Annotated in this window: 12 protein-coding genes; 8 read left to right on the top strand and 4 right to left on the bottom strand. The window is 65.2% G+C overall.

Annotated features, from left to right (window positions below):
- Positions 1-15: 15 nt before the first annotated feature.
- From EPK82_RS21655 to EPK82_RS21635, 5 genes are all read left to right on the top strand, one after another.
- Positions 16-1,407 carry a YjiH family protein gene (locus EPK82_RS21655; protein WP_134677982.1) on the top strand — a complete coding sequence of 464 codons (1,392 nt, stop codon included), beginning with the start codon at positions 16-18 and terminating at the stop codon, positions 1,405-1,407.
- Positions 1,407-1,997 carry an HD domain-containing protein gene (locus tag EPK82_RS21650; RefSeq protein WP_134677981.1) on the top strand — a complete coding sequence of 197 codons (591 nt, stop codon included), beginning with the start codon at positions 1,407-1,409 and terminating at the stop codon, positions 1,995-1,997. The genes EPK82_RS21655 and EPK82_RS21650 overlap by 1 nt, the downstream gene beginning before the upstream one ends.
- Positions 1,994-3,601: a 5-guanidino-2-oxopentanoate decarboxylase gene (locus EPK82_RS21645; protein ID WP_134677980.1), complete on the top strand. Its 1,608-nt coding sequence runs from the start codon at positions 1,994-1,996 to the stop codon at positions 3,599-3,601. The genes EPK82_RS21650 and EPK82_RS21645 overlap by 4 nt, the downstream gene beginning before the upstream one ends.
- A 235-nt stretch (positions 3,602-3,836) precedes the next feature.
- Positions 3,837-5,177, top strand: coding sequence for a purine-cytosine permease family protein (locus tag EPK82_RS21640; RefSeq protein WP_134677979.1), 1,341 nt, complete (start codon positions 3,837-3,839; stop codon positions 5,175-5,177).
- Positions 5,178-5,269: 92 nt separating this feature from the next.
- Positions 5,270-6,001, top strand: a complete 732-nt coding sequence (locus EPK82_RS21635; RefSeq protein WP_134677978.1) for an MBL fold metallo-hydrolase — start codon at positions 5,270-5,272, stop codon at positions 5,999-6,001.
- 18 nt (positions 6,002-6,019) lie between these two features.
- Here EPK82_RS21635 and EPK82_RS25145 read toward each other — a convergent pair whose 3' ends face one another.
- Together EPK82_RS25145 and aceK are read right to left on the bottom strand one after the other, a co-directional pair.
- Positions 6,020-6,151, bottom strand: coding sequence for a PA1414 family protein (locus EPK82_RS25145; RefSeq protein WP_256663112.1), 132 nt, complete (start codon positions 6,149-6,151; stop codon positions 6,020-6,022).
- A 92-nt stretch (positions 6,152-6,243) separates the two neighbouring features.
- The gene (gene aceK, locus EPK82_RS21630; protein WP_134677977.1) at positions 6,244-7,962 is read right to left on the bottom strand and encodes a bifunctional isocitrate dehydrogenase kinase/phosphatase; all 1,719 of its coding nucleotides are present in this window, start codon (positions 7,960-7,962) and stop codon (positions 6,244-6,246) included.
- 194 nt (positions 7,963-8,156) lie between these two features.
- Between aceK and EPK82_RS21625 the strand changes: the two genes are divergently transcribed.
- A complete protein-coding gene (locus EPK82_RS21625; protein ID WP_047586597.1) occupies positions 8,157-9,047 on the top strand; it encodes a DMT family transporter in 891 nt (296 codons plus the stop codon).
- Positions 9,048-9,218: 171 nt separating this feature from the next.
- Here the strand turns inward: EPK82_RS21625 and cysK are convergent, their stop codons facing one another.
- A complete protein-coding gene (gene cysK / locus EPK82_RS21620; RefSeq protein ID WP_037053461.1) occupies positions 9,219-10,190 on the bottom strand; it encodes a cysteine synthase A in 972 nt (323 codons plus the stop codon).
- 204 nt (positions 10,191-10,394) lie between these two features.
- Here cysK and EPK82_RS21615 point away from each other — a divergent pair, with 204 nt between their 5' ends.
- Both EPK82_RS21615 and EPK82_RS21610 read left to right on the top strand, forming a co-directional pair.
- On the top strand, positions 10,395-11,240 hold the full coding sequence (locus tag EPK82_RS21615; RefSeq protein ID WP_037053463.1) for an AAA family ATPase: 846 nt from the start codon (positions 10,395-10,397) through the stop codon (positions 11,238-11,240).
- A gap of 165 nt (positions 11,241-11,405) precedes the next feature.
- Positions 11,406-12,584: a vWA domain-containing protein gene (locus EPK82_RS21610; RefSeq protein ID WP_037053464.1), complete on the top strand. Its 1,179-nt coding sequence runs from the start codon at positions 11,406-11,408 to the stop codon at positions 12,582-12,584.
- Positions 12,585-12,671: 87 nt separating this feature from the next.
- On the opposite strand, the gene EPK82_RS21605 is transcribed toward EPK82_RS21610, so the two are convergent.
- Positions 12,672-13,727, bottom strand: coding sequence for a DUF2167 domain-containing protein (locus tag EPK82_RS21605; RefSeq protein ID WP_134677976.1), 1,056 nt, complete (start codon positions 13,725-13,727; stop codon positions 12,672-12,674).
- Between the last annotated feature and the right edge of the window lie 80 nt (positions 13,728-13,807).

The following is a 13,807-nucleotide window of genomic DNA, read 5'->3' as shown; positions in this document are numbered from 1 at the left end:
ATTCGGATGCCTGCCATGAATCATGATGAATCCATGCCCCTGCTCGACGACCAACCCGGCGCGAGCACGCCCTTCAACCTGCGTCAGCTGCTGATCTTCCTGATCCCCTCGCTGCTTGGCGTACTGCTGTTTCTCACCCCCATCGTCTACGAGGAAAAGGTCACCATCGGCCTCGGCGTGATGGCCGATGCGCTCAAGGCGGCGTTCAACGACCACCTGCCGGCCATCGCCACCGCCCTGCTGCTGGCATCCGCCGCGCTCGGCCTGCTCGGCAGCCTGTTCAAGCCACGCTGGCTGACCCAGCGCCCGGCGCTCAACGAACTGTTCAACCTGCCGCCGCTGTGGCTCGGCCTGCGTGTGCTCGGTGCGCTGTTCGCGGCGATGACCTTCTGGCAGTTCGGCCCTGAATGGATCTGGGGTGCCAATACCGGGGGCGTGGTGCTCAAGGACCTGGCGCCGGTGCTGATCACCTTCTTCCTGGTGGCCGGGCTGATCCTGCCGCTGCTCACCGACTACGGCCTGATGGAATTCTGCGGCACCCTGGTGCGCAACGTGTTCCGCAAGATCTTCGGTCTGCCGGGGCGCTCGGCCATCGACGCCATCGCCAGCTGGCTCGGTTCCGGCACCGTCGGCGTGCTGATCACCGCGCAGCAGTACCAGAAGGGCTTCTACAGCGCTCGCGAAGCGGCGGTGATCGCCACCAACTTCTCCATCGCCTCGATCGCCTTCAGCCTGCTGATCACCAGTTTCATGAAGCTCGACCACCTGTTCGTGCCCTTCTACCTCACCGTGGTGGTGGCCGGCCTGGCGGCGGCGATCATCACCCCGCGCATTCCGCCGCTGTCGTGGAAGAAGGAAGAGTACGTCGCCGGTGTCGGCAAGCAGATCCGCGAGGAAGTCCCGGCGGGCACCTCGCTGCTGCGCTGGGGTCTGGCCCAGGCCGTGCGTCGCGCCAACGCCAACCCGTCGCCGCTGCAGATGGTGCGCATCGGCGTGCACAACGTGGTCGACATCTGGCTCGGCCTGCTGCCGCTGGTGATGGCCATCGGCACCCTGTCGCTGGCCATCGCCGAGTTCACTCCGATCTTCAACTGGCTGTCCTACCCGCTGGTACCGCTGCTCGAAGCCCTGCAACTGCCGGAAGCGGCCAAGGCCGCGCCGGCCCTGCTGGTGGGCTTCGCCGACATGTTCCTGCCGGCGGTGCTGGGCAAGGGCATCGAGAGCGAGCTGACCCGCTTCGTGGTCGCCTGCATCTCGCTGACCCAGCTGATCTACATGTCCGAGGTCGGCGTGCTGATCCTCAAGGCCAAGCTGCCGCTGAGCCTGCTGGAGCTGTTCGTCATCTTCGTCCTGCGTACCCTGATCACCCTGCCGATCATCGCCCTGATGGCGCACTGGATCGTCTAATGAACAGCCACGACAGCGCCCCTCGGGCGCGCTTTACCCGCATCGATCAGAGCAGTGCCGAGGACTGGCGGATTGTCCTACAGCATGACGAGCAACACCTTCAGGCGCTGCCCGAGCGCCTGTTGCAGATGCTCACCCGTATGGGAGAAGGCGCCCAGCCCTACGCGATCAACCGCCTGCAGCACTGCCTGCAGACCGCCACCCGGGCGGAGCGAGCGGGCGCCGATGAGGAAATGATCGTCGCTGCATTGCTGCACGATATCGGCGACGAGCTAGCGTTGTTCGATCATGCTCAATTCGCCGCCGCGATCCTGAAGCCATACGTCACGCCGCGCACCCATTGGATCATCCAGCAGCACGATGTATTCCAAGGCCACTATTACTGGCAGCACCTGGGCCTGGACCCCGATGCCCGCGAACGCTTTCGCGGGCATCGCTGGTTCAACGCTTGCGAAGCCTTCTGTTTCGACTGGGACTGCCCGTCGTTCGACCCGGACTATGACACGCTGCCCCTGCAGCACTTTGAACCGATGCTGCGACGCCTGTTCGCGCGCAGCCCCTACAGCCTTGCGGAGCACGTTCCGGAATGAACAAAACCACCTGCGGTGAGTTTCTCGTCAAGCAGCTCCAGGCCTGGGGTGTCGACACCGTGTTCGGCATCCCCGGTGTTCACACCGTCGAGCTGTATCGCGGCCTGCCCGGCAGCGGCATCCGCCACATCACGCCGCGCCACGAACAGGGCGCGGGCTTCATGGCCGACGGCTATGCGCGCGTCTCGGGCAAGCCGGGGGTGTGCTTCATCATCACCGGTCCGGGGATGACCAACATCCTCACCGCCATGGGCCAGGCCTATGCCGACTCGATTCCGATGCTGGTGATTTCCAGCGTCAACGAGCGCGAGCGCCTCGGCCTGGGTAAGGGCTACCTGCACGAGCTGCCCAACCAGCGGGCGATGACCGCGGGTGTCAGCGCCTTCAGCCACACGCTGATGAGCGTCGAGGAACTGCCCGGTGTACTGGCCCGGGCCTTCTCGGTGTTCGAGGGCGAGCGGCCACGCCCGGTACACATCGAGCTGCCACTGGACATCATCACCGCCGACGCCTCGCACATGGCCCTGGCCCCACGTCCGGTGGTGCGTCGCCCGGCGCCCAACCGCACGCTGATCCGCGAAGCCGCCGGGTTGCTCAAGCAAGCCGAGCGTCCGCTGCTGCTGCTCGGTGGCGGCTGCGTCGCCGCCGAGGCCGAGGCCCGCGCCCTGGCCGCCGCCCTGGATGCACCGACGGCCCTGACCATCAACGCCAAGGGGCTGCTGCCGCCTGGCCATCCGCTGCTGCTCGGCAGCAACCAGTCGCTGCGTCCGGTACGCGACCTGGCGCTGGAAGCCGACGTGGTCGTGGCCATCGGCACCGAGCTGGGCGAAACCGACTACGACGTGGTGTTCGATGGCGACTTCCGCCTGCCGGGCCGCCTGATCCGCATCGACATCGACGCCCAGCAGCTGCACCGCAACTTCACCCCGCACCTGGCCATTCAGGGCGATGCGCGAGTGGCCATGCGCATGCTGCTGGCCGAGTTCAACCCACGCGAGGCCGACCCCGGCAGCCCCGGCGCTCGCCGCGCCCTGGCCGTGCAGGCCCGCCTGAACGAAGATTTCAGCGGCTGGACGCACTACCGCCAGCTGTTCGCGACGCTGCTGCAGGCCCTGCCCGAGGCGCGCTTCGTCGGCGACTCGACGCAGACGGTGTACAGCGGCAACCACCTGGTGGAACTGGACGGCGCGCGGCGCTGGTTCAACTCCTCCACCGGCTACGGCACCCTGGGCTACGGCCTGCCGGCAGCCATCGGCGCCAAGCTGGCCGAGCCGAGCCGCCCGGTGATCAGCCTGATGGGCGACGGTGGCATCCAGTTCACCCTGCCCGAACTGGCCAGCGCCGTGGAGGCCGGCGTCGGCATCATCGTGCTGCTGTGGAACAACGCCGGTTACGGCGAGATCAAGCGCTACATGGAGCGCCGTGACATCGAGCCGATCGGCGTCGACATCTACACCCCGGACCTGCTGGCCATCGCCCGGGGCTTCGGTTGCGCCGCCGAGCGCGCCCGTGACCACGCGCACCTGGCCGAGCTGCTGCGCAGCGCGCCGGCAGACCGCCCGCTGATCATCGAAGTGCAGGAGGCCGCGCCCTTTCACCCCTGAGCGGATCGATCACGGCTGAGGCCGCTCCTGCAGAATGCGACCGCTGCGTAGGGCGGAGACGCCTTACCCATCCACCCACTGCAACGGCGGATGAGAAAGGCCTCACCCACCCTGCCCGATTGAGCCAATCCGTGGCCCCGCTTGCATCCGGGCCACGGACATAACAAGAAGATTGCGTTTCCTCACTGACTGCCACCCTACCAACACCAATAATCAAGCACCGGGGAGTCATTCCATGTTCAAGAACCTAAGCCAGCATTTCGGCCAGGATGGCCTCGCCCCCACCGACGCCAGCCACCGCAGCCTCGGCCTCGGTGGCACCATCGCCTTGTGGCTGGGCGCCAACGTCGTGGTCACCACCATCCTCACCGGCATGCTGCTGGTGCCCGACCTGCCGTTCAGCCAGGCCATGCTGATCGTGCTGGTCGGCTCGGGGCTTGGCATTCTGCCGCTGGTACTGGTCGGCCTGATGGGCCAGCGCAGCGGCCTCACCACCATGGTCCTGGCGCGCGGCAGCTACGGCTCGCAGGGCGCCAAGCTGCCCTCGCTGGTCAATCTGCTGACCCTGCTGGCCTGGAGCTGGATCCAGGCACTGCTGGCAGGCATGAGCCTGAACTACGCCGTGGAGCACCTGACCGGCTACTCCAACCTGCCGCTGTTCACCATCCTCTGTGAAACCCTGGTGCTGCTGATCGCCCTGCGCGGCCACCTGGGCATCGAGCGGGTCGAGCGCTGGGCGGCCATCGGCATGCTGTTGCTGGCAGGCGCGGTGTTCTACGTGATGGGGCAGAAGTTCGAGTTCGCCAGCCTCCTGGCTATGCCGGCCGAGCCGCGCAACGACATCACCCCGGGGATCGCCTTCGATATCGTCATCGCCACCGCCTTCTCCTGGATTCCGCTGGCAGCCGACTACAACCGCAACTGCCGCAGCCAGGGCGTGGCCGGTGTCGGTACCTGGGTCGGCTACGTGCTCGCCACCCTGCTGGCCATGGGTCTGGGCGCCACCGTATCGGGCTTCTCGGTGATGACAGGCATGGAACAGACCTACGACCCCGCCGTGCTGCTCGCCGGCTTCGGCTTCGGTCTGCCGGCGGCCATCGTGGTGTTCCTCTCGGTGATGACCACCAACGTCATGTGCGTCTACAGCGCCTCGCTGTCGTACCTCAACATCAGCCCGAAGACCCCGTTCTGGAAACCGGCGCTGTGCATCGGCGTGCTGTCGATCCTCGGCTCGCAGATCCCCGGCATTCTCGACAACTTCCAGAACTTCCTGCTGGTGATCGGCAGTGTGTTCATCCCCGCCTTCGCCGTGCTGATCGCCGACTACTTCCTGATCCACAAGGGCGACTACGACGTGGACGAACTGCTCAGCGAGGATGGCGGCCGCTACCGTTACCTGGCGGGTTTCAACCCCGCCGCCTTCGTCGCCTACGGCTTCGGCGCCGTGCTGGCCTACTACTGGGGCTGGGTCTCGCCGCTGGCCTGGGGGGCATCGCTGCCGGTGTTCCTGATCACCGCCGCCAGCTATGCCGTGCTGCGCCGCTGGCTGCTGGTACCTCGCGCGCAACTGGCGTAGCGTGATGAATGTCGTGGCGGGTTGCCCCCGCCCTACTCGTCATACCAACCTGTAGGGCGGGTGCAACCCGCCAACGAGGCACGTTTCCCGCCATGAAAATCGTCAGTCGCGACCGCTGGTTCGAGGTGGAACACCGCCACGACGGCATCTGCCTGATCCACGAACCCTACGTGCGTCCCTTCTACCGCTGCAACATGTGGCACGTGCAGGGGCGCGAGCATGATGTGCTGATCGACTCCGGCTCCGGCCTGGTCAGCCTGCGCGAGCAGCTGCCCTGGCTGACCGAGAAGCCGCTGCTGGCGGTGGCCAGTCACTGCCACTTCGACCATATCGCCGGACATCACGAGTTCAGCGAGCGTCTGGTGCATCCGGCCGAGGCGGACATCCTCGCCGCACCGGACGGCGCCAACACGCTGGCCACCGACTTCGTCGGCGACGACATGTTCGAGGCGCATCCGGATTGCCCGCTGTGCTACGCCGAGTACCGTGTGCGCGCCGCGCCGGCTACTCGTCTGATCGAGGATGGCGACGTTGTGGATCTGGGCGACAGGGTGTTGCAGGTGCTGCATACGCCCGGTCATTCGCCGGGCGGCATCAGCCTGTGGGAAGCGAGGACGCAGACGCTGTTTTCCGGCGACATCCTCTACGACGGCCCGCTGATCGAGGATGCCTACCATTCCAACCTGGAAGACTACGCACGCAGCCTGATGCGCCTGCGCGACCTACCGGTGCGCAGCGTACATGGCGGACATTTCGCGAGTTTCTCCGGCGAACGCATGCGCGAGCTGATCGACGCCTGGTTCGACGCCCACCGGCTCGCCTGATCCGCTCGGACGCTGCAATCAGCGGCGCTGACGTGCCTCGCGACGCAGGCGCTCCTGCTCGGCCTCGCTGATGCGGATCGGCTGAGGTTGCGGGATGAGGCCAAGGGCCTGCAGCAAGGTATGCAGTTGTTCTTGCAGCTTGGCGAGCATGGGTACGACCTCCTGCCAAGTAGATGGGAGAGCACGCTGGCGTGCTCTCCTATGAGATTAGGCCTGGCAAGGCGGATTTCAACCAGGGCCGATCAAATCACCGGGCTTTTGCGCCGATAGGGGAACACATCGATCACCTTGCCGGCACGGATCGCATCCTGCAGCTGCTTCCAGTAGTCGGCGTCATACAGGTTGCCGTGCAGCCTGCTGAACAGCTGACGCTGCTTGATATCGGCGAACAGGAAGGGCGGAAACTCCTCGGGAAACACATCGTTGGGCGCCACCGAGTACCAGGGTTCGGCGCTCATCTCGTCCTCGGGAAAGCGCGGCGGTGGAATCCTGCGGAAGTTCACCTCGGTGAGAAAGCAGATCTCGTCGTAGTCGTAGAACACCACCCGGCCATGACGGGTCACGCCGAAGTTCTTCAGCAGCATGTCGCCGGGGAAGATGTTCGCCGCCGCCAGTTGCTTGATGGCCAGGCCGTAATCGTCCAGCGCCTCGCGCACCTGCGCCTCGCTGGCACTCTCCAGATAGAGATTGAGCGGTGTCATGCGCCGCTCGGTCCAGCAGTGGCGCACCAGCACGCTGTCACCTTCCAGCACCACGGTCGAGGGTGCCACCTCGAGCAACTCGGCCAGGCACTGCGGCTCGAACTTGGCCCTGGGAAAGCGAAAATCGGCGAATTCCTGGGTATCGGCCATGCGCCCGACACGGTCGACGCTCTTCACCAGGCGATACTTCTCGATCACCGTGTTGCGATCCACCGTCTTGGCGTGGGCGAAGCGGTCCTTGATGATCTTGAACACCGTGTTGAAGCCCGGCAGGGTGAACACACTCATGACCATGCCGCGCACGCCAGGCGCCATCACGAAGCGGTCGTCGCTGCTGGCCAGATGACCGATGAGCGAGCGGTAGAACTCGCTCTTGCCGTGCTTGTAGAAGCCGATCGAGGTGTACAGCTCGGCGATGTGCTTGCCCGGCAGGATGCGCCGCAGGAAACCGATGAAGTCGGCCGGGATGGCGACGTCGACCATGAAGTAGCTGCGGGTGAAGGAGAAGATGATCGACACCTCCGCCTCGTCGGTGATCGCCGCATCGACCTGAATGCCCTGCCCTTCGCGATGCAGCAAGGGAATCGCCAGCGGCCATTGCTCGTCGCGGGTGTAGATGCGCCCGACCAGGTAGGCGCCCTTGTTGCGATACAGCACCGAGGAAAACAGCTCGACGCACAGCTCCGGGTCCTTGCAGATCCAGTCCGGCAGGCTCGCCCGCAGCTGCTCCTCCAGGCGCTGCAGGTCACGCGGCAGGTCTTCGTAGGCGGCATCGAAGGCGTAGTCCTCGAAGATCGCCCGCAGCGCCTCGTCCAGCGCGCAGTCGGGCCGGTAGCGACGGGTCTGCGCGGCGCCCGAGCGGCTGCGCAGCGATGGCCGCGTGGTGTGGATGAACATGCAGCCATCGCTGATCAGGTCATGGCTGAACAGGCTGCAGAAGATCGAGTTGAACCAGGTCTCCGCCAGCTCGTCGTCGAGGCGCAGGTCGATCAGCGCGATATAGGCGCTCTTCACCAGCGGCCACTGGCTGGCCTCCAGCAGCGCGGCATCGAAGCCCTGCTGCAGACGCTCGCGGGTCTGCGCCACCTTGTCCTCGTAGAGGTTGATGCGCGCGGCCGAGGCCTGTTGCGCCTCCTGCCACAGCGCCTGCTCGAAGCGGGCACGCGCGCCATCGGTGATCTGGCGGAACTGCTCGCGATAATCGTCGAAGCCATCGAGGATCAGGCGGGCGATCCCGTCGGCCGGCCATTGCTGCCCCATGCGCATGCCCTGTCAATGCGGTGAATGAGCCGAGCTTAGCCGACAAACCCGGCCCGGATGCAAGTCGCCATGCCGGCAAGGCGTTTGCCGCTTGCAGCCGACCAGCTACGGCGCACTTCGAAAGCGCGATGCGGATTGCCAGAACGCCGTCCAGCGGCAACACTCTCGCCCCCACCCCTGCCGGATAGTCCATCGTGCGCACCGCCGACCTGCTTCGCCTGCTGCTGCTCGCCGCCATCTGGGGCGCCAGCTTCCTGTTCATGCGGGTCGCCGCCCCCGTGCTGGGCAGCATGCCGACCGCCTTCTTCCGTGCCAGCTTCGGCACCCTGGGACTGCTGGCCCTGCTGTTGCTGCTGCGCACCGACTGGGACTTTCGTGGCAAATTCCGCATCTGCCTGGTGTTGGGAATGATCAACGCCGGCTTGCCATCGGCCATGTACTGCCTGGCGGCGCTGATCCTGCCCGCTGGCTACTCGGCGATCTTCAATGCCACGACCCCCCTGATGGGCGTGCTGATCGGCGCGCTGTTCTTCCACGAGGGCATCACCCCGAGCAAGGCCGCCGGCGTGTTTCTCGGCCTGCTCGGCGTGGCGGTGCTGACCCGCACCGGCCCGGTCGCCTTCGACATGCAATTGCTGCTGGGTGCAGGCGCCTGCCTGGTGGCCACGACCTGCTACGGCTTCGCCGGTTTCCTCACGCGACGCTGGATCGGCCAGCAAGGCGGCCTGGACAATCGCCTGACCGCCTTCGCCAGCCTGGTCGGGGCCAGCCTGTTCCTGCTGCCGCTGTTCGCCGGCAGCCTCGCGCTGCAGGCACCGGCGAGCTGGGGCGGCATCGAGGTATGGCTGTCCCTGGCCGGTCTCGGCCTGCTCTGCACCGCCTTCGCCTATGTGCTGTATTTCCGCCTGCTCAGCGATATCGGGCCGATCAAGGCCAGCACCACCACCTTCCTGATCCCGCCGTTCGGCGTGCTCTGGGGGGCGCTGCTGCTGGACGAGCCACTGAGCTGGGACTACCTGCCGGGCTGCCTGCTGATCGCACTGGCCCTGTGGCTGGTGGTACGGCCAACGACTGCCAGGGCCTAGCGTGGCTCGCGCCTCAGCGGTCCAGCACCCGGGGGCTCAGAGCACAGACGTGGAAGCGCCTGAGCGCACAGCCTGAGCGAGCGGATTCAGCCGCATGAAACACCGTGGCCATCAGCGCAGGCTGCGCCAATCATCCATGCGCAGCCACGGCAACGGCCCTTGCATGACGCGTTACTGCTGCAGTTCCTGCTCGGTGAACAGGCCGTCGAACAGCATCGAGGTCAGGTAGCGTTCACCGGAGTCCGGCAGAATCACCACGATGGTCTTGCCCTGCATGTCCGGCTTCTGCGCCAGGCGCACGGCAGCCACCATCGCCGCACCGCAGGAGATGCCGCAGAGAATGCCTTCTTCGCGCATCAGGCGCAGGGCCATGGCCTTGGCATCGTCATCGGCGACCTGCTCGACCTGATCGACCATGGCCAGATCGAGGTTCTTCGGCACGAAACCGGCACCGATGCCCTGGATCTTGTGCGGAGCCGGCTTGACCTCGTCACCGGCCAGGGTCTGGCTGATGACCGGCGAGCCCACCGGTTCCACCGCCACCGAGAGGATCGGCTTACCCTGGGTCTGCTTGATGTAGCGCGATACCCCGGTGATGGTGCCACCCGTACCGACACCGGCCACCAGCACGTCGATGGCGCCGTCGGTGTCCCGCCAGATTTCCGGGCCGGTGGTCTTTTCATGGATGGCCGGGTTGGCCGGGTTCTCGAACTGCTGCGGCAGGTAGTAGTCGGGGTTGGCGGCGGCCAGCTCGTTGGCCTTCTCGATCGCGCCCTTCATGCCCTTGGCCGGTTCGGTCAGCACCAGCTCGGCGCCGAGCGCCTTGAGCACCTTGCGTCGCTCCAGGCTCATCGAGGCGGGCATGGTCAGCACCAGCTTGTAGCCGCGCGCCGCCGCGACGAAGGCCAGGCCGATACCGGTGTTGCCGGAAGTCGGCTCGACGATGGTCATGCCCGGCTTGAGCACGCCGCGCTCCTCGGCATCCCAGATCATGTTGGCGCCGATGCGGCACTTGACCGAGTACGCCGGGTTACGTCCTTCGATCTTGGCCAGGATGGTCACGCCTTTCGGGCCCAGGCGGTTGATCATCACCAGCGGCGTATTGCCGATGGCCTGGGCGTTGTCTGCGAAGATACGACTCATGATGGAAGTCCTTGCGGGCAGGAAAAACCCCAAGCCTATGCCGCCGCCCGCTGGCCGTCCAGCAGGCAGACCGAAAGCCGGGTGACCCGCCATTCAGTGACTGAATACTGCGTCTGCGTTCACAGCCACCAAGGCTGCGCGTTATAGTCGCGCTCTGAATTTCTGCTGCGGGCCGCCCCGCGCTATCGCTCCGAGGATTTTCCGATGAAGTTCGAAGGTACCCAGTCCTACGTCGCCACCGACGACCTCAAGCTGGCGGTCAACGCCGCCATCACCTTGCAGCGCCCGTTGCTGGTCAAGGGTGAGCCGGGCACCGGCAAGACCATGCTCGCCGAGCAACTGGCCGAAGCCTTCGGCGCCCGCCTCATCACCTGGCACATCAAGTCGACCACCAAGGCGCATCAGGGCCTCTACGAGTACGACGCGGTCAGCCGCCTGCGTGACTCGCAGCTCGACTCCGACAAGGTCCACGACGTTCGCAACTACATCAAGAAAGGCAAGCTGTGGGAGGCGTTCGAGTCCGACGAGCGCGTGATCCTGCTGATCGACGAGATCGACAAGGCCGACATCGAGTTCCCCAACGACCTGTTGCAGGAACTCGACAAGATGGAGTTCTACGTTTACGAGACCGACGAGACGATCAAGGCCAAGCAGCGCCCGATCATCATCATCACCTCGAACAACGAGAAGGAGCTGCCGGACGCCTTCCTGCGTCGCTGCTTCTTCCACTACATCGCCTTCCCCGATCGCGACACCCTGAAGAAGATCGTCGACGTGCACTACCCCAGCATCAGCGGCGAGCTGGTGGCCGAAGCGCTGGACGTGTTCTTCGACGTGCGCAAGGTGCCGGGCCTGAAGAAGAAGCCCTCGACCAGCGAACTGGTGGACTGGCTGAAACTGCTGATGGCCGACAACATCGGCGAAGCCGTACTGCGCGAGCGCGATCCGACCAAGGCCATCCCGCCACTGGCCGGCGCCCTGGTGAAGAACGAGCAGGACGTGCAGCTGCTCGAGCGCCTGGCTTTCATGGCACGCCGCGCTTCTCGGTAAACATCGGGCGGCTGCGCGTCGGCCAGCGCCTTTGTAGGGTGGGTTAGCGAAGCGTAACCCACCGCCCAGCCATCAGGCTGGCAAGCATGATGCCGACGGCATCAACGGTGGGTTACGCCGCTACGCGACTAACCCACCCTACGGATTATCCCGAGGGCACAGACAATGCTGCTCAACCTATTCAACGAAATGCGCGCGGCCAAGGTGCCGGTGTCGGTGCGTGAGTTGCTCGACCTGATCAACGCGCTCAAGCACAACGTCGTGTTCGCCGACATGGACGAGTTCTATTACCTGGCGCGGGCGATCCTGGTGAAGGACGAGCGTCACTTCGACAAGTTCGACCGCGCCTTCGGGGCCTACTTCAAGGGCCTGGAAAACCTCAACGAACACATCGAGGCGATGATCCCCGAGGAGTGGCTGCGCAAGGAATTCGAACGCCTGCTGAGCGACGAGGAAAAAGCGCAGATCCAGAGCCTCGGCGGCCTCGACAAGCTCATCGAGGAGTTCAAGAAGCGCCTCGAAGAGCAGAAGGAAAAGCACGCCGGCGGCAACAAGTGGATCGGTACCGGCGGCACCAGCCCGTTCGGCTCCGGTGGCTACAACCCGGAAGGCATCCGCGTCGGCGATGCCGGCAAGCGCCAGGGCAAGGCCGCCAAGGTGTGGGACCAGCGCGAGTACAAGAACCTCGACGACCAGGTCGAACTGGGTACGCGCAACATCAAGGTGGCCCTGCGCCGCCTGCGCAAGTTCGCCCGCCAGGGTGCGGCCGAAGAGCTGGACCTGGACGGCACCATCGACCACACCGCGAAGGACGGCGGCCTGCTCAACATCCAGATGCGCCCGGAGCGCCGCAACACGGTGAAGCTCCTCCTGCTGCTGGATATCGGCGGCTCGATGGACGCCCACGTCAAGGTCTGCGAGGAGCTGTTCTCGGCGTGCAAGACCGAGTTCAAGCACCTGGAGTACTTCTACTTCCACAACTTCATCTACGAGAGCGTGTGGAAGAACAACATGCGCCGTACCAGCGAACGCACCTCGACCCTGGACCTGCTGCACAAGTACGGTGCCGACTACAAGGTGGTGTTCGTCGGCGATGCGGCCATGGCGCCCTACGAGATCACCCAGGCGGGCGGCAGCGTCGAGCACTGGAACGAGGAAGCCGGCTACGTCTGGATGAAGCGCTTCACCGAGAAGTTCAAGAAGATCATCTGGATCAACCCCTACCCCAAGGACACCTGGAACTACACCGCCTCCACCGGCCTGGTACGCGAGCTGATCGAAGAACGCATGTACCCGCTGACCCTGCAGGGCCTGGAAGACGGCATGAAGTACCTGTCCAAATAACCCGGCCGCAACGAAAACGCCGCGACCCCTTCACAGGTGTCGCGGCGTTTTTCCTTGCCCGGAGTACCTCCGGGCCCGGCGTCGGAGTCAGCGCTTGTCGGCATCGTCCGGCTTGTTCAGATCCATCACCGTCTGCGCCGGTGTCTGCGGCGGTTCCTCCGGCTTGCGCTCGGCAGCCGCAGGCGCGGCCGGGGCGCTCTCCTCTGTGCTCGGCGAAGGGTCTTTCTTGCGCAGGCTCAGGCGCTTGCCCAGCCAGCCGAACAGCACCACCGGGATGAACCAGAACTTCTTCAGCAGCACCAGCAACATGGCCACCAGGCCGGTCTTGGCCGCCAGCTTGCCCGCCACCAGCGCACCCAGGCCGTAGGCCGCAACGGTATCCAGGTCCGGGTTGAACTCGGCGTAACGCTGGCCCGGATTGAATTCGGTAGCCGCCAGCACCGCCGGCACGTTGGCTTCGATTTCCGCCAGCTGGTCCATGTTGGCGACGAAGTTCAGCACCAGCACGCCCTTGCGACCCAGCACACGGATGTTGTAGTTGAGGGTGTTGATGTCGCTGTCGCCGAACTTCAGCTCCTTGGCCCAGTGCAGCTTCTTGCCTTCGGCGTCGTAGCGCGGCTCGGCGGCCCAGCCGACCAGCTGCACCGTCTCGTAGCCGTTTTCCTCGCGCCAGGCGTTGGATTCGCGCATGTCGGACTGCATGTCTTCGAGCATGTCGCCGTAGTCGATATCGGCGGCGTCCTCGTCGGAGACGTAGCCACTGTCCTCGTACTCGACCGTCACACCCCAGGACTCATCGGCCAGCGGCGAGATACCAGCCGGCAGGATCATCCCCAGTGGCGGCACGTCGTCCGGCGGATTGCCCCAGCCGTCGACCAGCAGGCGCTGGGCATTGCCACTGTCGAGAAACACCAGCGAATCGGGCAGGTTCAGCGTCGCCAGGTCATCGCCCAGCACCACGCGACCGGTCTTGAACTCCAGGCTGGCGACGAACGCTTCGGGACTGCTCCATTGCCCGTCTTCATCGACTTCGGCAACCGCAGCGGCAGGCTCCGGCTCAGCCGTGGAATCGGCATGGGCAACGGACAGGAAAGGCAGGACGGCAGCCAGCGCGGCTGCCAGGATCGAATCCTTGATCGGCATGGAAACTCCAGAGATACACTGAGGCGATTAAATGTAACGCCGTATTACATTAACACGCGCCACCCGCCGCGCAGGCGAAC

Origin of the sequence: Ectopseudomonas khazarica (assembly GCF_004521985.1) — a bacterium.
Lineage (GTDB): Bacteria > Pseudomonadota > Gammaproteobacteria > Pseudomonadales > Pseudomonadaceae > Aquipseudomonas > Aquipseudomonas khazarica.
Note: the sequence above shows the minus strand (reverse complement) of the source record. Positions and strands in the feature narration are given on the sequence as shown.